A 24751-nucleotide genomic window follows, 5' to 3' on the forward strand; every position below is an offset into this window, starting at 1 on the left:
GAGGGGAAAACAAAACGTGAGTGAGCAAGTTCTCCTCACAGCTGCGTGCCAGAACATGAAGAAGATTGCCACACACCTAGCGAAGCTAGGCTAGGTGTGTGGGAGGCCTTTTTCATTAAATCCCATCAATCATAATTACGATGAAAATAAAAAAGATTGTAGAAAAACATGAGTTTCTCTACAATCTGACCAGCATCCACTTTCGGATGCTGGTTTTTCTATGCGCGCTTTTGGGCGTAATCACTCATCATGACAGGTGCTTTAATATGAATATCAACATTAACAGGGCGCAGCCTTTTCACGACTTTCCCAGTTAATAGACGATCCGTTCCACTTGTTTCAATCGGTACAAGCGGACAATCACAATCTTCAGCAAGTGCCTCTGCCATGTGACGCTGTGCTTCTGAAAGCAATACGCTCTGCCCAGATAAGATTCTTTCCTTTGCTTCTTCTAATAAGGCATCATCAGATTGATTCTGATGAATAACCGCCATCTTCTTCAGCCATTGTTTTAAAATGGGATATCGAAAAAGATTCGGCTTTGCCATGAAAGCAAATGGCTTCTCAAGGTGACCAATCAATAATGTCGTCGTGACTGGATTCAGTGCCTGTGTGATATAAATAACGGGTCCATCTGGCAGCTTCTTTTGCTGGTGAATGGTCATGACTGATCCTGACTGATCAATACAGCCCCGGGCAAACCTTTTTGCATGCTCATGAATGAGATGCATTCGTTTCGTATAGGAAATGCGCGGATCAGTTAATTCATGAGCATGCAAATGCCTCATACTTTTAAAAATGGATAGGGCAACATAAATCGTTAAAAACCAATAACGAAACAACCGTACTCCTCCTACTCATTTATCCTTTTTTGTCATAAACGACAAATTCATAATTGTAGGGGTTCTTTTCGTCACGATGGCCTTTTTCGCGTGATACAACCGTCCATTCGTTTTCATTGTAATCAGGAAAGTAGCGGTCTCCTTCAAACGCATGGTGAATATGCGTGATATATAGACGATCCGCATATGGCATCATTTCTTCATACAGCTTAGACCCGCCGATGATAAATAACTCTGTCTCGTTCTCCCCGATTGCCAAAATATCAGCAATGGAATGGACAACCTCGCATCCTTCTGCTTCAAAAGAAGAACTTGTCGTCAAAACGATATTACGGCGGTTAGGAAGCGCTCGTCCGATTGATTCAAACGTTTTTCTGCCCATGACAATCGTATGGCCGCCTGTGACCTTCTTAAAATACGCTAAATCAGCTGGTAAATGCCAAGGCATTTGATTATCTTGACCAATGACTCTGTCTTTTCCTGTCGCCACAATCATTGAAATCATACACTGACTTCTCCTTTGATATGCGGATGTGGATCATAGTTCTCAAGTACAAAATCATCGAACGTGAAATCAAAAATGCTTTTCACATCTCTTGTGATGCGAAGCTGCGGAAGCGTGCGTTCCTCGCGCTCTAGCTGCATTTTCACCTGCGGAAGATGATTCTGATAAATATGAGCATCTCCTAGCGTATGAATAAACTCTCCTGGCTCAAGATTTGTAACTTTGGCAATCATCATCGTGAGAAGGGCATATGAAGCAATATTAAATGGCACGCCTAAAAAGATATCTGCCGATCTTTGATAAAGCTGGCAGGAAAGCTTCCCGTTTGATACGTAAAATTGAAACAGACAATGACATGGAGGCAGCGCCATTTGATCAATTTCACCCGGGTTCCAAGCGCTGACGATCAGTCTTCTTGAATTCGGATTATGCTCGATATCGTGGATCAGCTTTGTGATCTGATCCACAGTCTCACCGTCCCCACTAGCCCAAGATCGCCACTGCGCTCCGTACACACGGCCCAGTTCGCCATTATCATCTGCCCATTCGTTCCAAATCCGGACGCCATTTTCCTGAAGATATTTGACATTTGTATCACCTTTTAAAAACCACAGTAACTCATGAATAATTGATTTCAGGTGCAATTTCTTTGTTGTTAAAAGCGGAAATCCTTCCTGCAAATCAAATCTCATCTGGTAACCGAACGTGCTGATTGTACCTGTTCCCGTTCTGTCACCTTTTTCATCCCCGTGCTGTAATACATGACGGCATAACTCTTTGTATTGTTTCATTTTTTTCATCCTTTATTTATGTTCTTGTTGTAGTTTACCTTATTTCTGCTTTTGTTTAAACCAAAAAAACATGCCTGCATGATGAGCAGACATGTTTTTCTTTTTATACTTGATTCACTCGATCCTGCTCTTCGTCCTTAATATCTTGGTGTGAGTGAGCAATACGGCTAGCTGCTGCTGCGGCAAGCGCGGCGACAAGGTCATCAAGGAAGGTATGCACTTCACCTGGACGACCTTCATCTAATTCCCTGATAATACCAAATTTCTCTTTATCTAAATAACCGAAGTTGGTCAAACCGATTGATCCATATACATTGACAATGGAAAGCGGAATAATTTCATCAATACCATATAGCGGCTCGTCTGTTTCAACTAAGTGCTGCAATGGTTCTGGCAATAGCTTTTTTTCAGCCAGCTGATCAAGGGCAAGTCCTGTTAAAACCGCATGGACAATTTCCCTTTTATTCAACACTTTTTCAACATTTTCAATACAGACACTAAGTGGAAGGTTTGGATGATATTTTTCTTGAAGCTTTAGCACAATATGTGCAATATCTTCAATTTTCACTCCACGTTCGTTTAACATTTGTTTTGTAATCTGCACCATTTCGTTCATTGTATACTTTTTCAATTGGCATGACATCTCCTTCTAGTGGCTCATCCAGCTCGGCGGGGTGTTTTTGTCCCAGTAAATATTACCGAGTTCATGATGCATCTGGAATCCATCTTCTGCTGTATGGTAGTGAAAGTTAAACCAATATCCGCTGTGTGGCGGCTGATCTCTTCTCACATGAAAACGGAGCAAATCTTCTCCAGTCTTCCGGTTGTAGATGTGGAAGATTTTTTCGCCATTTCCGCTTGAAGGCTGATCAGTTAACACAACATCTTGAAATTTTTCGTCATCTTTGAAATTTGTTAAAACATCGGTTAACACTTGTTCAATTTTCGGTTGAATCTCTTCTCTGTACTCGTCTTCAATGACAGGTGTGATTTTACGGCCGAATTTGAGAAAGGATTGATTTTCTGCACTTGATAGAACCTCCTCCTTATATTGCTCAAAGGGGTCTACCTGCTCTTTGTTGCCCTCTTGCGATAGTTCCCAGCTGCGCAATTCATCTGATGTATCATAAACCGCTGTATAAGGCGTTTTATCAGATGAAGAAAGTTCAGATGGCTTGTCTGTCATCAAAGCCGACGGAGGAGAGATCAAACCAAAAGTTGCAATTGTAAAGAGCGCAACAAGCGTTTTTCTCATCCACATCTTCATGATATCTAATTCCTTCCATAAGTTATCATACTGCTATTCTAGCATATAATGAATTTTCAGTCATTCAATTTGGTCACTGATTTGAGACTTTCTTTTTCATAATAAAACGTTTACAATGACAGTAATGACGACTAAAATTTGGGAGGAATGGGTATGCTTGAAGGGTTTTTCATCACAGCTTCCTTGCTGACACTGTTTTATTTTATCTATATGGAGATTACGGATTAAAGCCCTTAGAAAGGGCTTTTTCAGATTGTTGACAAAGGGCTAAAATTTTAGCCCTTTGTCTTCTATTCAGCGTGATAGAAAACCTTTGAAGTCTAGGAAGGACGAGCACTGGAATGGAGCGAATTTGACATTCGTGAGCACCAGCGCGCAGGACTGACAACGAATGCAAGGGTTTGTCTACACGCTGTAAAAGCCCTTAGTGAGGGCTTTTTTCTTTCTCAATATAACCATAATGAAATTGGGCTGTTTTTCGTTTTATGACGTGAAATTGATAGGATTCCGCTGTAAATCGTGTACTTTTCCAATGATCTTTTAAAACCACTCTTTTTCTTGCCACTCTTAACGCCTCTTGCACGGCTATTTCGTGATCAAAGTGGTGCTCTGCCGCATGACGCAGCGGCGCTATACTTGTAGATTCTTGAATCGTTTCCTCAAACATCGGATCAAAATAGACAATATCAAATGAACGGTCAGGACACTGCTTTAGCTGCTCGATACTGTCTCCACTGATCACAGATATCCGTTTCATCGCTTCATCTGCTTCTTCTATCCCTGTCTCCCATGTGTTCAGTCCTTCTCGCACTAGTAACGCCGTAATGGGATTCTTTTCTATACCGACGACCCTTCCATTCCTGCCTATCGCACAGCTTGCAGTAATAGCATCAGACCCTAAGCCAAGTGTGCAATCTAAAAAGGAATCTCCCGGCTTTAGCTGGGCTGCTTCGATTAAAGGATCCTTTTCTCCGCGCAAGAGCCGCTTCACCCTGAACATCGCTGAGCTTGGATGAAAAAAGAACTTTTCACCATTGGGCTGATACCATTCGAATCTTTCTTTCCCGACAACAAGTACATCTCCTCGTTTCATCGCAAGCTGCTTGACGGATTGTTTGCGTCTTTCTACATACTCACCATGTAAATCCTCTGCAAGAGCCTTCGCTGTTTCAATCGTTTGTTCATTTGCTCTAAAGCTTGTTGTAATGAGCATATTGTTCCTCCATCATGATCAAGAAAAAATGCCCTGATCTGATTACAGGGCATTTCAACACTTGTATTAGCAATGTTTTTCGAATGCAGTTAAGACATTTTTCATGATATCTTCCATTTCATGACCTTCAATTTCGTCACGCGGGATAAAATGAACGAGTTCATTTCCTTTTAAAAGGGCCATAGAAGGAGATGATGGCTCTTCACCCGTGAAGTATTCTCTCATTTTTGCCGTTGCTTCCCGATCCTGCCCAGCAAATACTGTGACGATTCTGTCTGGAGCTTTTTCTGCCTTCATCACAGCTTGAGTCGCTGCTGGGCGTGCTAATCCGGCAGCACATCCGCATACAGAATTAATGACAACAAATGTTGTTCCTTCAGCTTCTTGCATGGTTTGTTCTACTTCTTCTTCCGTCTTAAGTTCTTGAAATCCTGCACTTGTCAGCTCTTGGCGCATTGGCACAACGAGCTGGCGCATATATTCTTCATATGCCATTGACATAAAAAAGCCCCCTCTAAAAATCCTTATGTTGTGAATAAAGGATACTATAGAGAGAGCCAATTTTCAAATCTTCCATATCAGATTAAATTTTCATGATTCCGCCTGTATTGGCTGATGTCACAAGTTTTGAATATCTAGCAAGATAGCCAGTTTTCACTTTTGGCTCAAAGCCTTTCCAGTTTGCTTTTCTTTTTTTCCATTCTTCCTCTGGAACATCGACGCTTAAAATGCGTTGTTCAATATCAACCACGACATGGTCACCATTTTCAACAAAGGCGAGCGGGCCGCCTTCAGCTGCCTCTGGAGAGACGTGTCCAATGGACAAACCACGAGAAGCGCCGGAAAAACGTCCGTCAGTAATTAAAGCAACCTTTGGCCCAAGTCCCATGCCGACAATTTGTGAAGTTGGTGCAAGCATTTCTGGCATACCAGGTCCGCCTTTAGGTCCTTCATAGCGAATAATGACAACATGTCCTGCTTCTACTTTTCTATTAATGATGCCTTCAAGAGCTTCTTCTTGGGATTCAAATACGATCGCAGGTCCTTCGTGACGTGTAATCCCATCTTGTACCCCGCCCGTTTTAATGATGGCTCCATCTGGCGCAAGGTTTCCAAATAAAACGGCTAAGCCGCCCTTTTCAGTAAATGGCTTATCGATTGGATAAATGACGTTATAGTCTTTTACCTCATGTCCTGCAATGTTCTCACCAAGCGTTTTCGCTGTGACGGTCATTGTATCTAAATGAAGTGCGCCTTCTTTTTTGGACAATTCATTTAGCGCAGCTGTGACGCCGCCTGCTTCATGTAAATCCTCAATATAAACATCCGAAGCTGGAGCAAGTTTTGATAAATGAGGCACACGCTCAGCTACTTCATTGATACGTTCAAGTGAATATTCAACACCTGCTTCATTTGCGATCGCCAGTGTGTGAAGAACGGTATTGGTTGAACCACCAAGTGCCATATCTAATGCAAATGCGTTATCAATTGCTTTTTCAGTAACAATATCACGTGGTTTAATATCCTTTTTAATGAGCTCCATCAGTTGTTTTGCTGACTTTTTCGCAAATTCTCTTCGCTCTGGTGATGTAGCCAAAATCGTTCCATTTCCAGGAAGAGCAATTCCAAGCGCCTCTGCTAAACAGTTCATTGAGTTTGCTGTAAACATACCTGAACAAGAACCGCAGGTTGGACAGCCAAACTGTTCTAATTCATTTAATTCCTCTTCGTTAATTTTACCTGACTGGTATGCACCAACGCCTTCAAATACAGAAGAAAGAGAAATCTTTCTGCCATCACTTGTTCTACCCGCTTCCATCGGTCCACCGCTGACAAAGACAGTCGGAATATTGACACGCATCGCTGCCATCATCATCCCTGGTGTAATTTTATCGCAGTTAGGAATACAAACCATTCCATCAAACCAGTGAGCAGATACAACGGTTTCTACAGAGTCAGCAATGATTTCACGGCTTGGTAATGAATATCTCATCCCGATATGACCCATCGCAATTCCATCATCGACCCCAATCGTATTGAATTCAAATGGGACCCCGCCAGCTTCACGAATGGCTTCTTTCACAATTTTCCCGAATTCCTGAAGATGGACATGTCCTGGGACAATATCAATATAGGAATTACATACGGCAATAAATGGCTTGCCGAAGTCCTCATCCTTTACCCCCGCCGCTCTTAGTAAGCTTCGGTGAGGTGCTCTGTCAATTCCTTGTTTAATCATATTACTGCGTAGTTCTGCCATCTGTTTAAAAAGCCTCCTATACTACAAGTCTTGTTGACTGCATGATTTTGAGTTGATTTTATTTTACAAATTTTCTGTTTATTTAGCCACCGATGAATGACTGATGACCCACATGTCTGCTGAAACTAGCGCTCAGCAAGGTTCGTGTCATAAAATCTGACCTCCAATATTCTATATTGGTACTACTATATAGAGTTTTTTCGCATATTTCAACAATATTCAAAATAATTTTTCTAAAAAAATTTTTCTGTCTATCACTTTAAGAAAAACAAGCTGCCTTTCATTGGCAGCTTGCTCATATTTCTCATCATTCTGATGCATTTTTTCTACTTTCTGTCATTTGCTTCCATACAGAGCCTTTCGCTTCTTCTCCGTGCTCAATGCGCTCAATCGCCATTTTCACTTGAAGGCTGACTTCAAATTCAGGGTCTTGCTCAGCTTCTTTTAATGTGTCAAGTGCTGTTTCGTCACCTTCTTCATAGAGGAACATAGCTGCACGCCAGCGGACAAGTTTACTCGGATCCTTTAAAGCTTCGATCATTGCTTCCATAGCGCTAGGGTCACCAAGGTCTGAAATACAGTCTCCAGCGGTTCTGCGGACCGTCACAGTTTTGTCTTTAAGTCCCTTATATAATATAGGCAGTATAGCAGGATCTTCAATCATTCCAGCATTCACAACGGCTTGTCTGCGAATGGATGTTTTTGGGTCCTCCATCGCTTTCATTAAAACAGGTATATCCTTTTGCTCTGGCTGCATTTGCTCTAAATGGGCAAAACGCTTTTTCCAATCTTCCTCGCGCAGCATGTCTTCTGTTACATCATATGCCTTTCGGTTCACCTGTCTATCTACGGCTTCTTGCCCTTCTTTGACCGCCTCTGTTAAGCGGGCTAAACGCTCGTCATCATAGGCTGCTTGCAGCTCTTCTGTGACTTCCTGGCCGATATCAGCAAAGTCACCAAAACGAACGCCATGTTCTTTCCACACACGTTCAAATACGACATTGTCTGAACTGCTTCTGAGCTTTAAAATGGCTGCTTGGAAGCGTTCAGGCATTCCGAACCGCTCTTCTCTTTCACCGTCCGTTAATTTGACTTGCATCGGAATCCCATTAAACATTTGGACAAACACTTTGACTTCGCCAAATGTGTCACCGCCTGACTGCGGTCCTTCCTGAAGGCCTTCTGTTTCTTGACCAAAAGCTTCTCTCACCTGTTGTAAAATGCCCTGCCAGTCAAACTTTGCATTACGCTCGACCGCTAAGAAATCTGCGACATGATAAACACCTTTTACACCTTCAATGTTCAAAATGCGCTTGATCATCTCTGGCGCTTCGTCTTTTTGATCCTTTTTGTAGTTGTTGCTTTTACCGCCGGCAAGTGCTTCTGTCAAAATGACCTTCATGGTATTTGGACTTGGCGTCGGTTCTATCGCTGTTATTTTCATCTATACATCCTCCTTACACACATAAAGACCCTACTCATCTGTAAGGCCGCATTCTTCTTTCCACGTCTTGATAAATAAGCTCATCAATTCATGCCGCTCCTCAGCAAGCTGCTTTCCTGCAGAGGTGTTCATCAAGTCTTTTAATTTGAGCAATTTTTCTTCCATATGCTTTAGCACGGAGCCCTGCTGCATGTTCTTTGTATAGTGGGGCTCCCCTTTTGCGCCTGCATAAGTAAACACTCTTGCAATACCGCTTGCTCCTATCGCATCGAGTCTATCTGCGTCTTGAACAATGGCCCCTTCTAACGTCATAGGCCTATTCTGCTTATGTCGATGACGAAAAGACATCGTGGTAATGATATCCATGATATAACGAATATCCCGCGTATTAACTTCCCAAGAAAGGAGCTGATGCTCAAGTTGTTGCGGTGAAAGCTTCCATTCACTCGACAGCTTTTCATCAATGACATCATGAACAATCGCCGCCATTTCAATAATAAAAAGAGAGCCGCCTTCCTGATTAGCAATCTGGCGGGCAAGCTGGCGCACACGATCAATATGAGCCGCATCGTGTCCAGTCGGTTCATATTTCAGCTGATCTGAAACAAAGGAGGCAGCTGCCTCCAATTGTTTTTTCTGCATGACTGTGAGCACCTTATTTGTCCAAAAGAGCGATGATGGAGCTTTCTAATTCTTTTGGTGATGTTTTCGGAGAGAACCGCTCAGTGACTTCTCCGTTTTGATCCACGATAAATTTTGTGAAATTCCATTTCACTGTTTTCGTTCCAAGTACACCTTTTGCATGACTTGTTAAATGTTTGAAAAGCGGATGCGCATTGTCACCATTGACATCTACTTTCGCAAACATAGGGAAGGTTACGCCATAATTCAAAGAACAGAATTCCTGAATCGCTTCTTCCCCTTCTGGCTCCTGGTTCATAAATTGGTTGCACGGAAATCCTAAAATTTCAAGGCCCTTTTCATGATATTGATCATATAGCTCTTGCAATTGTTTGAATTGAGGAGTCAGTCCACATTTACTTGCTGTGTTGACAATAATGAGTACTTTTCCTTTGTAATCTGCCATTGATTGTTCCTGACCGTTAATGGTCTTGACCTGAATATCATAAATTGACATCTCATAGCCTCCTAGGATTCACTTTTTCCTATCGTAACATGCTTCTTTTATAAAATCGCTTTTTATGCCTCCTGTTAAAAGAGCCCTGTCACACTGCCGTCTTCTAATAAATCCATCTCGAGCGCCGCAGGTTTTTTAGGTAATCCAGGCATTGTCAGAATGCTTCCGGTTAAAGCAACAATAAAGCCTGCTCCTACAGATGGTTTTAACTCACGAATCGTAATGGTAAAGCCCTTAGGTCTCCCAATTAAAGCTGGATCATCCGAAAGTGAATATTGCGTTTTTGCCATACAAACCGGTAAATGACCCCAGTCGTTTTTCTCGATGGCTGCCAGTTGCTTTCTTGCTTTTGAAGTGAGTGTGACCCCGTCTGCTCCATAAACCACTTGGGCAACTTTAGATAACTTTTCTTCGATGGAATCATTTTCTTCATACAAATAGGAAAAGTGGTTCTTCTTCTTTTCAATAAGTGTCGCGAGTTCCTCGGCAAGTGCTGTTCCGCCTTCGCCTCCTTCTTCCCATACATTCACAGCTTTGACTGGATGGCCATGTGCGTGGCACCAATCTTCTATCGATTGAATCTCTTCTTTTGTATCAGTGATAAACCTGTTTACTGCGACGATGTATGGAAGACCGAAGGCTTGCACAGTTTCAATATGCTTTTCTAAATTATGTATACCTTCTAATACGGCATGTGCATTCTCTTCTTTGAGTTCAGTTTTCTTCATTCCGCCATGCATCTTTAATGCTCTGACAGTCGCCACAATGACAACTGCACCAAGCTTGAAATCACCAGCTCTTGTTTTAATGTGCAGGAACTTTTCTGCTCCAAGATCTGCTCCAAATCCAGCTTCTGTTACCACATAATCGGCTAATTTCGCCGCCATTTTGGTTGCAATTAAACTATTACATCCATGCGCAATATTGGCAAAAGGACCGCCATGTACTAGGGCCGGAGTTCCTTCAATCGTTTGAACAAGATTCGGTTTGAGCGCGTCTTTTAAAAGTAACGTAAGAACACCTTCATATCCAAGTGCTCCAACTGTGACTGGCTCGCCATCTTGATTATAGGCAACAACAATAGAAGAAAGACGTTTTTTTAAATCGGTTAAGTCTTCTGCTAAACAAAGGATGGCCATCATTTCGGAGGCAACTGTGATGTCAAATCCGTCTTCTCTAGGATACCCATTTAACTGACCGCCAAGTCCGACAACGACCTGTCTTAATGCACGATCGTTTAAATCAAGCACTCGCTTCCATACAATGCGGCGCGAGTCGATGCCGAGTTCATTTCCGTGATGGATATGGTTATCAATGAACGCAGATAAGGCATTATGTGCAGAAGTAATGGCATGAAAATCTCCTGTAAAATGAAGATTGATTTCTTCCATTGGCAGCACTTGTGAATATCCTCCACCCGCTGCACCGCCTTTTATGCCCATTGTAGGACCTAATGAAGGCTCGCGCATCGCAATGATTGCTTTTTTCCCAATTTTTTCGAAGGCTTGACCGAGGCCGACTGTTACGGTGGACTTCCCCTCACCTGCTGGCGTTGGATTGATCGATGTGACAAGAATCACATGTCCTTCTTTTTGTTCTTTTAAACGGTCAAAAATAGTCAAAGATATTTTCGCTTTTGTGAAACCATAGCATTCTAATTCTTCGTCATGTATTTGTAGCTTTGCTGCGATGTCTTGAATAGGTCTCAGCTTTGCCTTTTGGGCGATGTCAATATCTGATAAATGCTTTGTGATCATAAATAAACGGCCTCCTTTTTTTCCAGAAACAGCTTTGTTTTTGCTCTGTTTTTTATTGTAACATAATTGAAACATTGAAATATCGCCAGAAAGTTCCTATAATGAAATGAAATTAGCTTTGGTTCAGGGGGTGGCGAGTTGCCTATTAACATACCAGTTCATCTGCCGGCAAAACAAATACTAGAGAGCGAAAACATTTTCGTCATGGATGAGACAAGGGCATTCAAGCAAGATATCCGTCCTTTGAATATCGTGATCTTAAATTTAATGCCAAAAAAAATACAAACTGAAACGCAGCTGCTAAGAATGCTCGGAAATTCTCCTTTGCAAGTGTACTTTACGTTTTTGATTCCAAGTACGCATACACCGAAGAATACGTCGAGAGAGCATCTAGATGAATTTTATACGACCTTTGAATCGATTCGCCATAAGAAATTTGATGGAATGATCATCACCGGCGCACCAATTGAGCATTTAGCTTTTGAAGAAGTATCCTATTGGAAAGAGCTTCAGGACATCTTGGACTGGAGTAAAACCAATGTGACGTCTACCCTTCATATTTGCTGGGGTGCACAGGCAGGCCTATATCACCATTATGGGATTGAAAAAATCAAGCTTCCCGAGAAAAAATTTGGCGTATTTGAGCATCTTGTGAAAGAGAAAAAAGAAAGATTAGTCAGAGGTTTCGATGAAGTATACTATGTCCCACATTCGAGGCATACAGATATTAATACAGAACAATTAAAAAACACACCGAATTTGAAAGTATTGAGTATCTCTGAAGAAGCGGGTGTTTGTTTAATTGTTTCAGATGATGATAAACAAGTATTTTTAACTGGACATCCTGAATATGATACGGACACATTGAAGCAGGAATATGAAAGAGATTTGTTGAAGCATGATACAGTCCAAAAACCTGTCCACTATTTTATAGAAGATGGTGACACATTAGTCCCAGTGAATCGCTGGAAAGCCCATGCCACTTTACTGTTTATGAATTGGCTCAATTATTATGTTTATCAAGAAACACCATACGTTTGGGAATAAAATAGACTGTGGTCTGATGATAAATGGTCAAAATGTGTTAAAATACAAATGGCTCTGTCTTCCATTATCAATTTAGTCTCGTTGTTTTTTAAAATTAGTTTAATTCTTTCGTAACGAATGATATGCTCTGGCTGTTTATATGTTATCTTTATGTATATGTAGACCTATGAGATTAATAGTTTTCGTACGAAGTTTTGTTGTTGTTGATTACATTTGAGGTGAATATTCTTGAATACCAATAAAAAAATATTAATCTTGACCGCAAATTATGGAAATGGACATATGCAGGTGGCTAAAACACTGTATGATGAATGCAAATCCCAAGGGTTTGAACATGTTGTAGTTTCTAATTTGTATCAAGAATCAAATCCCATTGTGTCGGAAGTGACTCAATATTTATACTTGAAGAGCTTTTCCATTGGGAAACAATTTTATCGCTTGTTTTATTATGGTGTAGATAAAATTTACAATAAACGCAAATTTAACATTTATTTAAAAATGGGAAATAAGCGTCTTGATGAACTCATTCAATTACACAATCCGGATATCATTATTATTACATTCCCGATGATTGTTGTTCCAGAATACCGGAACAAAACAGGCAAAGTCATCCCGACATTTAATGTCATGACAGATTTCTGTCTTCATAAGATTTGGGTACATGAAAACATCGACCGGTACTATGTTGCAACCGATTATGTGAAACAAAAATTAGTGGAAATCGGCACACATCCAAGCGATGTCAAAGTGACAGGCATTCCTATTAGACCACAATTTGAAGCAGACGTGCCAAAATCGAAGATTTATAAAAAATATGGATTATCATCAAACAAAAAAGTTCTTCTGATTATGGCCGGTGCTCATGGTGTACTGAAAAATGTCAAGGAATTATGTGAAGCGCTGCTTCTAGACAGTGAAGTACAAATTGTTGTTGTATGCGGAAAGAACGAAGCGCTGAAACAATCACTGAGCGATCTTGAACAAGCACATCCAGATCAATTGAAGGCGCTTGGATATGTGGAACAAATTGATGAATTGTTCAGAGTAACAGATTGTATGATCACAAAACCAGGCGGCATTACTTTAACAGAAGCAACAGCAATCGGTGTTCCGGTCATTCTTTACAAGCCTGTCCCTGGACAAGAAAAGGAAAATGCACATTTCTTTGAAGATTATGGTGCGGCCATCGTCATCAACAGACATGAAGACATTTTAGAATCTGTGACCAACTTGCTGCAAGATGAAGAAAAGTTAGAAGTCATGAAACAAAACATTAAAAAACTGCACTTAAAGCATTCTTCTCAAACCATTTTGGAAGATATCGTTGAGCAATCAGATCTCATCACGAATAACAAAACGTATGCTCGTGCATTATCATAAAAAGGTGTCCGTCATTGACGGACACCTTTTTCTTTATCCTTGATTTCCATTTGTTGTGTACACTTCTTCAAACGGCTGCACGACAACAAAACCGCTTCCGCTAAATTTCATTTGAATAGACTCTCCGCTTCCTCTGCCAATAAAGGTTTTGAATGAAACATCTGTCACAAATTCAGTTTTTAAATCCCCTGACCATGCAACTGTCGCGTTCGGATCTGTATATACAGAGTCACCCGGCTGAACAATCAATGTGAGCGGCTCATAATGACTCGTAATCGCAACAAGGCCTGGTCCTTCTAATTTGACATTAAATAAACCGCCTGCAAGCATGCCCGACACTTTTTTCATCAATTTGATATCCCAGCGCACTGACGGTTCAAATGCGAGCAGATCATTCCCATTCACAAAAATGGAATCCCCTTGAGCCAAACGAAGAATTGAGATTTTTTTGCCTTGATCTGCCACATATAATTTCCCATCACCTGTTGCCTTCATGAGTGAAGTGCCTTCTCCCGACAGCATTTTTTTGAACATCTTTGAGACGCCATGTTCAAAAACGCCCTCGCGTTCAAACTTGATTTTGCCTCGGTACGAAACCATGGAACCTGTTTTTGCCCAAATGGTATCAGTCAAATTAATTTCTAAAAGTCTTGATGTTTCAAGTTCGAAGACCCCTTCTCCTTTATCTTCCTGCTGCGTATTCTGAACAAATTCTTCAAGTGTATAACGATTCATGATAGCACCTCTTCCTGTATTTTTTTTATATACGGACAAGGTGTGCATAAAGTTTCAGAAAATGGGGACGTTTTAGCTATTATTGTTATTCGCCAAAAAAAATCAAATATTCTGCTCAAAATTTGGCTCTTCCGCTTGACGCTTTACTTTTGATGGTGTATAGTGGAACCATCATTTAACAACTGCAAAGTCGTTAGGTGATGAAAATTTTTTTTAGTATGCCAAAAGGTATGCTACAGTACTAGGAGGAAAAAGCAATATGCAAAACGGTAAAGTAAAATGGTTCAATAATGAAAAAGGTTTCGGCTTCATTGAAGTTGAAGGCGGAGACGATGTATTCGTTCACTTCACAGCTATCGAAGGTGACGGCTACAAGTCTTTAGAAGAAGGACAAGAAGTTTCTTTTGAAATCGTTGAAGGTAATCGTGGACCTCAAGCTGCAAACGTAACAAAAATCTAATCAACTAAATCAATGATGTAAAGACAAAATAAAGAGAGGCCTATGCCTCTCTTATTTGATTTTCAGCTGAATTTCAATCGCTAAAATATTTTGCTTCAGTCGTTGTTCAATTTCAGAGATATCTTTTTCGAGAAAAGGTCTTCCCTTCTTTGCTACATCTACTAGTTGCTCTAGATCGCTGTACACCTCTTGAAATGTTCGATGTAATACCGTTTCGAACTCCTTATTATTCATACCGGCCTTCCCCTTTTCCTCTAATATCCGTCACTTAGTCAAAAAGTAACTCAACCAAAACTTTCTATAGTTATATCGGCTCATTTTTCAGAATATGTTCTTTTTTTACACATTCTATTCGTTTTTTTTCATGAACGGATGTTTGAGCAGGGAAAACCGGTGCGTCCGCTTACTTTTTGAGCAGCGTCTGTCCATATTCTTTTATTTTCTCTCCAACGGTGCATTGCTGTATACAAAAGGAATGGGCATATTTTTTGCCAAATTCTTTCCGAAAATGCTTCTTAATCAAACAATCTGAACAATACGTGTCTTGAAGATCGGTCAATTCTTGTACTGCTGTTTTTTTATCCACATTATTCAGCTCCGTCTGCTTCTAATTTCAATGTACTTTCGATTGGGACGTCTGCAAGAATCTGTCTTGCAAGCTGATCCGCTTCTGCATTTTGTTTCCGATCGATGACTTCATAGGTTGGCGTCAGCTTCAGCTCTTTTAAAGCCGCTTCAATTCGGTCAAGCCATTTGTTATGTACATCATCATAACAAGGCCATTCTCCTTTAAACTGATTCATGACAACAAGTGAATCTCCTCTAATCGTGACAGAATTTCTGCTTGCCCCTAGGTCTTTTAAAGCTTTTACTGCCTCAAATAAAGCCGCATACTCTGCTTCATTATTGGTGCTCCCTTGGAAAGGCTGATTTTTTCTCAATCGATAAGCGTCTTTTCCTAGCTTATAGTAGACGACAACTCCAAGACCAGAGTCGCCAGTTTCTTTATGAAAACTTGCATCAAAATAGACTTGAAGCTGATCAGGTTCAAGCTTTAGTTCTTCATTTAGCTTTTCAAGCTCTTTTATGGACCACATGGCCCCTTTTTCATCTTCAAATGACAGGAGTGACTGTGGTTCTTTTTTGCCGATATGTTTTGCTAAAATCAAGGCCTCATTTAGCTCCATCCAATCTTCTTGGAAAAAAGCAATGGACCCAATTGATTTCACTTTCATTGTGTAGTGTGCTCTTAATTTCATTGATCACATCGCCTTCCCGTGCTTTTAAGGTAAACATACGTTATGCTATAATCAAAAAGTTACATTTTACAATGAGAAAGGAAGTTCATGTCACTTGTTTAATGAAGGTATTTGGATCTTATTTGCGATCATTAATTTTATCATTGTTCTTCTATTTTATAAAGGATTTGGCAAGATGGGCCTTTTTGTCTGGATTGGCTTTGCGACAGTTGCCGCAAATTTACAAGTTGTCAAAACCGTTGAATTATTTGGCTTAACGGCAACACTTGGAAATATTTTATATGGCAGTGTGTTCTTTGCAACGGACGTATTAAATGAAAAATATGGACAAAATGAAGCGAGAAAAGCTGTCTGGATTGGCTTTGCCACCCTTTTAACACTAACTGTTGTCATGCAGGAGGCTTTGCTTTTCCATCCCGCTCCATCTGATATCTCACAATCATCGCTGGAAACGATATTTGGCTTTATGCCAAGGGTTACACTTGGCAGTCTTGCTGCTTATATCATCAGTCAAATGCTAGATGTTTATGTATATTCGTTTATTCGCCGGATATTTCCTACCGATGGTGCGCTCTGGGTGCGCAACGCCGGAAGTACGATGATTAGCCAGCTTCTTGATACACTGATTTTCACGACCATTGCCTTTCTTGGCACGTATCCATTTCATGTATGGATTGAAATCTTCATCACGACATATGTCATTAAATTTATCGTAGCCGCGATTGCGACACCTTACGCGTATGCAGCGAAAAAAATGGTTCCGCTTGATGAAAGGGTGAAATAATGTGCCAGCTGAAATATACATTGATGGTGCAAGTGCAGGTAATCCAGGTCCCTCTGGCATCGGCATTTTCATTAAATATGATGGAAAGGCTGAATCCTTCTCCATTCCTCTTAGATCAATGAGCAATCACGAAGCAGAATTTTCCGCTCTGATCGAGGGGATGAAAATATGCGCGGAAAAAGGATTGCGTACCGTTTCATTTCGAACAGATTCACAAGTAGTTGACCGCGCAGCCAATGCAGGATTTGCTAAAAATCCAGCCTTTCAGCATTTTATCAAAGAGATGATCGAACTTCAAAGCCAGTTTGATTTATTTTTCATTAAATGGATTCCGAGTAAGGAAAATCAAATAGCGGATCAGCTCGCTAGAAAAGCGATTCACCTTTCTAAAGGATGAATCGCTTTTTTTCGGTTATGCTAATGTGTGTGAGGTGATACTGATTGGATAAAGAAAATAAAGGTCGTGTCACAAATGGGACAACCCCACAAGGTGATGCGCAAACAAAAGATAAACAGCCACTATCTCAGCTGGAAAATAGAGCGAAGAAAAGCAATACAAAAAGATGAACCTGAGAGATCGGCTTTAGCTGATCTCTATTGTACTTAAACGATTCATCATCGGTTCGATTCCTTTGATTTGATGGTACCTCAGCATAGCAGCAGCACGTTCTTGATTGATGTTCATTTTCGTCTCATCAATTGGGCAGCTGAGCGGGACATCACATTTGATCTCTGCCAATAGACGAGAAAGCTTCAGATCTTCTAATCCTGCTTGCATTTTCTTTTGCTGTGCAGCCGTTAGTTCATGGACATTTTCTAACAAACCGTCAATCGTTTCATATGTTTGGATAAATTTTAATGCGGTTTTTTCTCCGATTCCTTTGACACCTGGATAATTATCACTTGCATCACCCATGAGTGCTTTCATATCGATCAGCGCCTTTGGAGAGATTCCCATTTCCTCTTCGAATAAGGCTTTTGTATAATGCTTATAATTGCCAATTCCTTTTTGCATCAAGGCAACAGTGACTTGTTCATTCAAAATTTGCAGCAAATCTTTGTCTCCAGTTAGGACAGTCACCCGTGCTTCTTTTTGGTAGAGCGCAGCAAGAGTACCGATACAATCATCTGCTTCAAAGCCCTTTAAACCAATGTTTACAATTCCCAGTTCTTCTGTAGCTTCTTTTGCTAAATCGAATTGCGGAATGAGCTCGACAGGCGCCTCTCCCCGATTTGCTTTATAATCTTGAAACAATTCGTTTCGGTATGTTTGGCTTCCCATATCCCAGCAGCAAACAATATGCGTTGGCTCAAATGTCTGTACAGCCGTTAATAAGTGCTTCAAATAGCCATTGACTCCATTTGTCGGCACACCGTGATCATTTATCATAAAATTGCGATGTACAGCCGTTGCATAAAACGATCTGAACAAAAGCGCCATTCCATCTACAAGCAGTACGTGTTTATTCATTCTTATAAACTCCCTTTTTCAAAACAATACTCCTATTCTATCACAGAACACAAAACTCGACATAAAAAAGGCGCCTTCTTCTTTTAGAAAAGAAGAGGCACCCTGTTTACTTTTGACCGTATTGCATTTTTTTCGACTCTGCTTCTGCATAGGACGGCATGTCTTTTTGTTTAGGGTCACGCTCATCCTGCTGCTTTGTCTGTTGCTTTTTTTTCATGATCATTCCCCTTTCTCGGTACATTCATTAAGATGACCAAAAAAGAGAAAGTTACTCTTTACTTCTGTTTCCGCTTGACATACTCCCTGACCATATCATTCGTCACATGCTTACGCAGCGGAACAATACCGCCTCGTGCAAGCTCATTCATCTTCGACGTAATGGCATTGATGTCATCTGTTGTAAATGGCTCGTTTTGCTCACATTTGAATACAGCAGTCTCTATTGCTTGTTCTCTTTTCTGTTCAAGCTCAAGAAAGGACTGAATATGAGCATGCTGCTTTTGTGAGTGTGCGGAAATCTCTTTGTGTACGCTCGTCATTTTCTATCAACTGCTTTCTTTTTTATTTAGTCTACCATGAATCAAATGGTTTTCAACTGGTTCTTCCATTCGTTTGTTTGTTCATATACTTGTTCAATAACCGCCTGTTCTTTGGCATCTGTCGTTAGGCTCGTGATAAATGTTTGTTTTTGTTCACTTAGCTGCTCGAGCGCTTCTGTTTCATATCTTTCAGTAAAGGTCTTCACCATTGTGTCGTACCTGCTCAGTAATTCTTCTTTTTCTTTATCTGCCCATTTCGTGGTTAACTGATGAAGAATATCTCGAATCGCTTCAATGAACGCAGCCTTTCCATTCTGTTCAAAGAAAACTTTCGCTGATTTTTGCTTCTTTAAGAGCGGTTCGAATGGCGTCAGTTCAGCTTCGACTTCAATTTGTTTCAGCTCAGCATTTTTCTCTTCTGGCGGCGAGAGTGTGAGAGAAAAGTAGGTGTCTTCTGCACTTGCCGCCTGCAATCCTTTCTCCCACTCCTCTTGGAAATATTGATGAATAAACGATTCCATTCGGATATCAAGCGCCTTTAACTCCTGTACAAATTCAAATTCATAATCCTTCAGTGCCTGTTCAAGCGCTTTTTTCAACTGCTGCCTGAAGTCTCCTTGAGATATTCCAGGATAAAAGGCTGTCTTAAAGAGATCATTCGCAAATAATGATAGGCGCTGCACAATATGATAGAGCTGTTCATGTAAATCCTTTTTCACACTTTCTGTCACTAGCTTAGATTGTTTGATATGACTCATTTGATCAAGAATCGCTTCATAGGATGTGTCTATCTTTTTCTTTTCCGCTTGCTTCTCATCTTCTGACTGATGCAGTGTCGCATGCAGCTTGTCGACTGTGCTACATAACCTGCCGGCTTCAAAATACAAAAGCTCGATCGCATCTTTCGTTAATTCTTCCTCAATAAAATAGTCGAGCTGTTTTCTAAGCTTTGCATATTGATTATAAGCTGTCTCTCCCTTTCCTTCGATTTCTTCCTTACTGGACACATGATGAAGGTTTGGGTTTCGGATGCCTTCTTTTGTGAGCTCATTTTTCACATAGTCAAAGACGGTGTCAAGCTCTGCTTGATCCTTTGCGAGGTCAGCTGCATTGATAATAAAGAACATTTTATCCATGCTAAATGAATCTTTTACAAGCCCAAGCTTACGTAAAAATGACCGATCTGCCTTCGAGAAAGAGTGTTGGTAGTAAGTTAAATAAAGAAGAGCATCTGCGTCCTTCATATATTGAAAGGCAATCTCTGTATGGCGCTTATTCATACTGCTGGCGCCTGGCGTATCAACAATAGTCAGCCCTTTATCTGTTAAAGGTGTACTCAAATACACCGTCACTTCCTTCACCACACAAGAAACAGCTTCTTCTGCCACATATGGCCTCAGTTCTTGAAGAGTGACATGAAGCGGCGTTTGCTTCGTAATGTGATGAAGGAAACGTGTATGCGCTTGTAAAAAATGTTCAACAATGATGCGGTGATCTTGTTCAAGCTGTCTTTTTTTCAGCGTTCGTTCGAGCTTGGATGTAAACGTCTCTCCCTTTTCTTCTGAGATTGAAAATCCGAGGATCTGATTGAGCTCCTCTAATATATCCTGTTCTGTTTTGAACACCACTTTTACACTTTCATGCGGGTGATCTTCCGTCGGTCGCGTCAGCTTATTAATCGTTGCCGTTGTTGGCGTGGGAGAGGATGGCAGTACCTTTTTCCCAACAAGGGCATTTGCAAAGGAAGATTTCCCCGAACTAAAAGCCCCAAATAAAGCGAGTGTGAATTCTTTCGCTTGCAGCCGCTTTGTTCGTTTTTCAAAGGACTTTCTTTGAGATTTGAGAGCGTCTAATGGCAATAAAATCTGAGAAAGCTGTTCAAACTGGTCAATTGACTGTGCCGTCGTGACATGCTGTGACTGACGCATTTGATGTTGCTCTGTCTGCTTCTGCGGTTTTTCTTGCTCGCTCTCTTCGGGATGAATGGGCGCGTGATCCTGCTTTAGCTGGTCATGCTGCATCCGCCTCTTTTTCGCATAAAACCAATCTTCTTCGATCTGTTCATCCGTTCCGTTTTGCCATATATCCCATACATGCTGAATATCTCGTTTCATTTGTTCATTTTTTTCGATGCACTGCTCGAGCGTTTGGAGTTCTTTTGCAGCCTGAGCCCATTTTTCTTGATGTTTTGCTTTATCTTTCATAAGCTGGGCTTTCAGCGACTCAGACATTTGTTCAATCAGTGTCATCGCTTTCTGTTTTGCCTGTCTTCTCAAGGCTTCGCCAGCATCTTTTGCATATTGCAGTACGTATTCATTGGAGAACGTCGCACCATGATGAATCACACTTTCAAGGAGTGCTTCTTGCACAGGTGTTTCAAATGCCATCACTTGATTTAATAACTCTTCACCAAGCTGATGCTTCTTGACTTCTTTTTTAAGCAGCTCAGCAATATGCCAGTCCACTTCAGCTTTCATCCTCGCTTTGACATCTGTTAAGAAGTCGGTTGCCCGTTTTTCTTTTTCTTGCTCAGTTTTATTTTTAGCAAAAAGCAGTCCCACTTTAAAGCCAGGTGCTTTTGATTCAATATAGTCGCTTGCGAGTTCCCTCATTTTAAATGGAGTGAGGTTGGCATTCTTTAAAATGCTCTCGACTTCAGAAGATACTTCATCTTCTAACTGTTTGGCTCCATTTTCAATGAAGTAGTTTTTCGCTTCAAACTCCTTTACTTCTTTTCTTTTTTCTTGAAGCTGTGAATCAAGCTCTTCACCTTGCAGCTCTTCTTTTAACGAGTCAATGTGTTCTTTTAAAACATGCTCAATTTTCTGCTCCGTATAAGCCCGAAGTGATGCTTTCGGCAACGTCTGTAATTCTTGTAGTTTTTCGATTAAACGAATCATTTCATTTCTTGGGTGCGTCTCATCGGTTACAGATGTAAAGTATAGATGATCTTCTTCAATGCCCTCTTTAAGGAGCATGTCTACCACTTGATTTTTGTAGTCTTCAAATGCTGTCTCATGCTCATCATGCCGGTCCACTTGATTCACGATGAAATAAAGATTTGGCACTTTTTCTTTAATGGAACGAATGAAACGAATGTTTTCTTCAGAATGAACATGGTTGTAGTGAACGACATAAAAAAGAGCATCTGCTTGATGAAGAATAGAGGCAGCAGACAAAAAGTGGGCATGATCCGTTGAATCAATTCCTGGCGTATCAATCAGTGCCACCTTTTCTTCCAGTCCTCTATAGTCACCGCTAATTTCCACCATCTCAATCTGTTCTCCATCCTTACAAAAACGCTGTACTGCTTCTTTATCATAAGAACCGCTCATTTTTACAAAACGGTCATCAGAGGTGTGAAGCTGCACTTCACTTTCCCCTTTCCTCACGACGACCAAGTTTGCACTTGTTGGGATTGGGCTCGTTGGCAAAATGTGATCATGAAGCAGATGATTCACAAGTGATGACTTTCCAGCAGAATAGTGGCCGGTAAATGCGATATACACTTCTTCTTCTGCTTCCTTTTTGATAATCGATGCAAGTTTGGCTGCGCGCTCATGATCATCCCTTTTGAGAAAGCTTTGATATAAAGCTCCTGTAGTTTGAACGAGCGAATCTCGAATAGACAAGTCTTTCATGACGATAAACCCCTTTGTTTTTAGAAAAGTCAGTTATGTATGTGATACCATTTTACACAAAATAAAGAGATTTTTCTTCTGATCTGAGGAAATAAAAAAAATCTGCTGCCCGATCAGTCGCAATTGACTGAGATCAGGAAGCAGATTTTTTGGAGACACCTTTTAATACGAAGCCAATTAATAGGCTGTATACACACACCGTACCGAGTAAGAAAATCATTGTCATGTGATCACCGTCCATCCTTCATGATTGAGAATGTTTATCATTAATGAAAGTGTAGCACAATTGATAATGATTTTCAATATTAATTTAGCAAATACTGATTTAACGCTTTCTCCTCTGTTTGAATTCTTACAGCCATCATCCATGCATTTAAACACGTAAACAAAATGGCAGTGACATACGCCTCAAACAATAGCGGGATCAGCAAAAGCTCAATCGCCACGACTACATAGTTAGGGTGTTTCAACCAGCGATACGGCCCTTTTTTTACAATCATTGCGTTTGGCACGACTAAAATCTTTGTATTCCAGTACGTCCCAAGGGAGCATAATGCCCAGTATCGAATGACCTGTGTAGCCATCAGTAAAAGGAGCAGCACAAGAAAATACCGGGACGGCCCCTTATGTAAAAGCCCTATCTCAACTATGAGTGAGAGAAAAAAGGCCGTATGCATAGCGACCATATAGGGATAATGACTAGCACCAAATTCAATGGCACCTATCGCTTTTACTTTTCTTTCATTTCTTTTGGCCACAATCATTTCAATGAGCCGCTGACAAACGAAGAAACCGATAACAAGCCAAATGATCATGACAAGACCTCCTCCCATTTCATAAGCAGCAGTTCCGAGGAAAAGCCTGGACCAAGCGCCCCGCAAAGGCCAATATCCCCCGCTTCAGCTGATTGATGTTCAAGAAAATGCTTGATGACATACAAAACTGTGGCAGAGGACATATTTCCGTGTTGTTTGAGTACTTCTTTTGAAGAAAATAGCTGATCCTCTCGTAAAGATAGACTTTCAACATAGGCATCAATCACTTTTTTTCCTCCAGGATGGGCAAGAAAAACGGATAAGTCTTTAGTTGAACATCCAAGCTCCTCTAAAAATCGATCCACCTGCTCTTTTAACCAGCCTGAAATCATAGACGGTATGTCACGGGAGAAAATAACCCGAAAGCCGTCACTTGTAAATTCCCAGCCCATCACATCCTCAGAATCCTTCATCGTGACGGATTGTGTGCTTAGTACTTTAGGGACTGTTTTTAAATGGGCATATTCTAGTGCAGCCGTTTCTCCAGCTAAAAGAGCCGCAGCCGTCCCGTCTCCAAATAAGGAGGTGCCGATTAAATTGCTTTTTGATTGATCTTGCGGCTGAAAGGTTAAACTGCACAGCTCACAGGCAACGACGAGCACCTTTGCTTCTGGATATGCCCTTATGTATTCATAAGCCCGAGACAGCCCTGCCGCACCACCCCCGCACCCTAGCCCCCAGATCGGTACTCGTTTCGTATAAGGAGAAAAAGGAAGTACGTTCATCAGCTTTGCATCAAGACTTGGGGTCGATAAGCCGGTACTTGAAATAAAAAACAGTGCATCGATCTCTTCAACCGGGATCGGCTTTTTCAGAAACGCCTTCTCTTGAAGACAATGTAAGATTGCTTCTTTTGCATGAGCCAGTGCCTTCTCCAAATAGATATTGTTTTTCTCTTCAAAAGAGTGGTGCGTCTGATACCATTCAATGGGCTGTACAAATTGCCTGCTCTGAATTTCTCCATTTTGAAAAGCTCTCAGCAGCCGATCAATATCTTTAAACGATCGTTTAAATTGAGACCTAGCAAATTCAGCAGCTGTTTTCTGATCCACGTGATGCTTCGGGTGACTCGTTCCAATTGAAAGAATGTACGTCATCGGCTTCACCTCTTTTTTCGGTTAATATCCCCTATCGAAAAAAGGATATACATGCCAAATCGTCACAATTCAGTCAAAACATTTTCCTCCGTCTAACTTTTTGTCTTGACGACAATTGATAAATATTGGATAATATAGTTGAAAACATGATGTAGTTTTCCTCCTTCACAGGTTCGTTCCAAGCCAAGCGAACCTGCTTTTTTTATGCAAAAAAAACACCTCTTAATGAGAGGTGTTTCAGATTGTTGACAAAGGGCTAAAATGATCTTTATTTTAGCCCTTTGTCTTCTTTTCAGCGTGATAGAA

28 protein-coding genes are annotated in these 24751 nt (G+C 40.9%); 6 read left to right on the plus strand and 22 right to left on the minus strand.

What is annotated here, in order from left to right:
- Positions 1-218: 218 nt before the first annotated feature.
- The 12 genes from C6Y01_RS05460 to C6Y01_RS05515 all read right to left on the minus strand — a co-directional run bounded on the left by C6Y01_RS05460 (position 219) and on the right by C6Y01_RS05515 (position 11217).
- A complete protein-coding gene (locus C6Y01_RS05460) occupies positions 219-842 on the minus strand; it encodes a lysophospholipid acyltransferase family protein (protein WP_034660980.1) in 624 nt (207 codons plus the stop codon).
- A 19-nt stretch (positions 843-861) separates the two neighbouring features.
- Positions 862-1347, minus strand: a complete 486-nt coding sequence (gene folA, locus C6Y01_RS05465; protein WP_060596580.1) for a type 3 dihydrofolate reductase — start codon at positions 1345-1347, stop codon at positions 862-864.
- Complete coding sequence (locus C6Y01_RS05470) at positions 1344-2138, minus strand: thymidylate synthase (protein ID WP_034660982.1); 795 nt, start codon at positions 2136-2138, stop codon at positions 1344-1346. The genes folA and C6Y01_RS05470 overlap by 4 nt, the downstream gene beginning before the upstream one ends.
- A gap of 103 nt (positions 2139-2241) precedes the next feature.
- Positions 2242-2769 carry a phosphatidylglycerophosphatase A family protein gene (locus C6Y01_RS05475; RefSeq protein WP_034660983.1) on the minus strand — a complete coding sequence of 176 codons (528 nt, stop codon included), beginning with the start codon at positions 2767-2769 and terminating at the stop codon, positions 2242-2244.
- 18 nt (positions 2770-2787) lie between these two features.
- On the minus strand, positions 2788-3405 hold the full coding sequence (locus C6Y01_RS05480) for a YpjP family protein (RefSeq protein ID WP_106037919.1): 618 nt from the start codon (positions 3403-3405) through the stop codon (positions 2788-2790).
- A 424-nt stretch (positions 3406-3829) separates the two neighbouring features.
- A complete protein-coding gene (locus tag C6Y01_RS05485; protein WP_106037920.1) occupies positions 3830-4618 on the minus strand; it encodes a class I SAM-dependent methyltransferase in 789 nt (262 codons plus the stop codon).
- 66 nt (positions 4619-4684) lie between these two features.
- The gene (locus C6Y01_RS05490) at positions 4685-5119 is read right to left on the minus strand and encodes a BrxA/BrxB family bacilliredoxin (protein WP_034660988.1); all 435 of its coding nucleotides are present in this window, start codon (positions 5117-5119) and stop codon (positions 4685-4687) included.
- Positions 5120-5201: 82 nt separating this feature from the next.
- Entirely contained in the window at positions 5202-6878 is a 1677-nt protein-coding gene (gene ilvD / locus C6Y01_RS05495; protein ID WP_106037921.1) for a dihydroxy-acid dehydratase, read from the minus strand.
- A gap of 307 nt (positions 6879-7185) precedes the next feature.
- Complete coding sequence (locus C6Y01_RS05500; protein WP_106037922.1) at positions 7186-8322, minus strand: conserved virulence factor C family protein; 1137 nt, start codon at positions 8320-8322, stop codon at positions 7186-7188.
- 30 nt (positions 8323-8352) lie between these two features.
- Positions 8353-8964 (minus strand): HD domain-containing protein, encoded by a 612-nt coding sequence (locus C6Y01_RS05505; RefSeq protein WP_034660990.1) that lies wholly within the window; start codon positions 8962-8964, stop codon positions 8353-8355.
- A 13-nt stretch (positions 8965-8977) separates the two neighbouring features.
- Positions 8978-9460, minus strand: a complete 483-nt coding sequence (locus C6Y01_RS05510; protein ID WP_034660991.1) for a glutathione peroxidase — start codon at positions 9458-9460, stop codon at positions 8978-8980.
- 74 nt (positions 9461-9534) lie between these two features.
- Positions 9535-11217: a formate--tetrahydrofolate ligase gene (locus C6Y01_RS05515; RefSeq protein WP_106038096.1), complete on the minus strand. Its 1683-nt coding sequence runs from the start codon at positions 11215-11217 to the stop codon at positions 9535-9537.
- A gap of 138 nt (positions 11218-11355) precedes the next feature.
- On the opposite strand from C6Y01_RS05515, the gene metA reads away from it, so the two are divergent.
- Together metA and C6Y01_RS05525 are read left to right on the plus strand one after the other, a co-directional pair.
- A complete protein-coding gene (gene metA, locus C6Y01_RS05520; RefSeq protein WP_034660994.1) occupies positions 11356-12264 on the plus strand; it encodes a homoserine O-acetyltransferase MetA in 909 nt (302 codons plus the stop codon).
- Between the two features lie 228 nt (positions 12265-12492).
- The gene (locus tag C6Y01_RS05525; protein ID WP_034660995.1) at positions 12493-13644 is read left to right on the plus strand and encodes a diglucosyl diacylglycerol synthase; all 1152 of its coding nucleotides are present in this window, start codon (positions 12493-12495) and stop codon (positions 13642-13644) included.
- A 33-nt stretch (positions 13645-13677) separates the two neighbouring features.
- On the opposite strand, the gene C6Y01_RS05530 is transcribed toward C6Y01_RS05525, so the two are convergent.
- A complete protein-coding gene (locus C6Y01_RS05530) occupies positions 13678-14379 on the minus strand; it encodes an AIM24 family protein (RefSeq protein ID WP_034660996.1) in 702 nt (233 codons plus the stop codon).
- Positions 14380-14638: 259 nt separating this feature from the next.
- Here C6Y01_RS05530 and cspD point away from each other — a divergent pair, with 259 nt between their 5' ends.
- Positions 14639-14839 (plus strand): cold-shock protein CspD, encoded by a 201-nt coding sequence (gene cspD / locus C6Y01_RS05535; RefSeq protein WP_003215784.1) that lies wholly within the window; start codon positions 14639-14641, stop codon positions 14837-14839.
- A gap of 51 nt (positions 14840-14890) precedes the next feature.
- On the opposite strand, the gene C6Y01_RS05540 is transcribed toward cspD, so the two are convergent.
- From C6Y01_RS05540 to C6Y01_RS05550, 3 genes are all read right to left on the minus strand, one after another.
- Positions 14891-15073, minus strand: a complete 183-nt coding sequence (locus C6Y01_RS05540; protein WP_003215507.1) for a hypothetical protein — start codon at positions 15071-15073, stop codon at positions 14891-14893.
- Positions 15074-15242: 169 nt separating this feature from the next.
- Positions 15243-15425, minus strand: a complete 183-nt coding sequence (locus tag C6Y01_RS05545; RefSeq protein WP_003215998.1) for a zinc-finger domain-containing protein — start codon at positions 15423-15425, stop codon at positions 15243-15245.
- 1 nt (position 15426) lies between these two features.
- The gene (locus C6Y01_RS05550; protein WP_106037923.1) at positions 15427-16098 is read right to left on the minus strand and encodes a ribonuclease H family protein; all 672 of its coding nucleotides are present in this window, start codon (positions 16096-16098) and stop codon (positions 15427-15429) included.
- 94 nt (positions 16099-16192) lie between these two features.
- On the opposite strand from C6Y01_RS05550, the gene C6Y01_RS05555 reads away from it, so the two are divergent.
- The 3 genes from C6Y01_RS05555 to C6Y01_RS05565 are packed head-to-tail and all read left to right on the plus strand — an operon-like array spanning position 16193 to position 17449.
- A complete protein-coding gene (locus C6Y01_RS05555) occupies positions 16193-16882 on the plus strand; it encodes a queuosine precursor transporter (RefSeq protein ID WP_106037924.1) in 690 nt (229 codons plus the stop codon).
- 1 nt (position 16883) lies between these two features.
- Positions 16884-17279 carry a reverse transcriptase-like protein gene (locus C6Y01_RS05560; RefSeq protein WP_034660999.1) on the plus strand — a complete coding sequence of 132 codons (396 nt, stop codon included), beginning with the start codon at positions 16884-16886 and terminating at the stop codon, positions 17277-17279.
- Between the two features lie 44 nt (positions 17280-17323).
- Entirely contained in the window at positions 17324-17449 is a 126-nt protein-coding gene (locus C6Y01_RS05565) for a hypothetical protein (protein WP_003215584.1), read from the plus strand.
- A gap of 16 nt (positions 17450-17465) precedes the next feature.
- Here the strand turns inward: C6Y01_RS05565 and C6Y01_RS05570 are convergent, their stop codons facing one another.
- The 6 genes from C6Y01_RS05570 to C6Y01_RS05595 all read right to left on the minus strand — a co-directional run bounded on the left by C6Y01_RS05570 (position 17466) and on the right by C6Y01_RS05595 (position 24445).
- Positions 17466-18353 (minus strand): 5'-3' exonuclease, encoded by an 888-nt coding sequence (locus tag C6Y01_RS05570; protein ID WP_095285310.1) that lies wholly within the window; start codon positions 18351-18353, stop codon positions 17466-17468.
- 275 nt (positions 18354-18628) lie between these two features.
- Positions 18629-18892, minus strand: a complete 264-nt coding sequence (locus C6Y01_RS05575; protein ID WP_095285311.1) for a YpbS family protein — start codon at positions 18890-18892, stop codon at positions 18629-18631.
- A 41-nt stretch (positions 18893-18933) separates the two neighbouring features.
- Positions 18934-22533 (minus strand): dynamin GTPase, encoded by a 3600-nt coding sequence (dynA, locus tag C6Y01_RS05580; RefSeq protein WP_106037925.1) that lies wholly within the window; start codon positions 22531-22533, stop codon positions 18934-18936.
- Between the two features lie 133 nt (positions 22534-22666).
- Positions 22667-22774 (minus strand): Fur-regulated basic protein FbpC, encoded by a 108-nt coding sequence (fbpC, locus tag C6Y01_RS05585; protein ID WP_306172627.1) that lies wholly within the window; start codon positions 22772-22774, stop codon positions 22667-22669.
- Between the two features lie 64 nt (positions 22775-22838).
- Positions 22839-23348 carry an isoprenylcysteine carboxyl methyltransferase family protein gene (locus C6Y01_RS05590; RefSeq protein WP_095285313.1) on the minus strand — a complete coding sequence of 170 codons (510 nt, stop codon included), beginning with the start codon at positions 23346-23348 and terminating at the stop codon, positions 22839-22841.
- Positions 23345-24445, minus strand: a complete 1101-nt coding sequence (locus C6Y01_RS05595; RefSeq protein ID WP_106037926.1) for a type III polyketide synthase — start codon at positions 24443-24445, stop codon at positions 23345-23347. Before C6Y01_RS05595 ends, C6Y01_RS05590 begins: the two co-directional genes overlap by 4 nt.
- Positions 24446-24751: the final 306 nt, after the last annotated feature.

Origin of the sequence: Bacillus sp. NMCC46 (genome assembly GCF_002998465.1) — a bacterium.
GTDB lineage: Bacteria > Bacillota > Bacilli > Bacillales > Bacillaceae > Bacillus.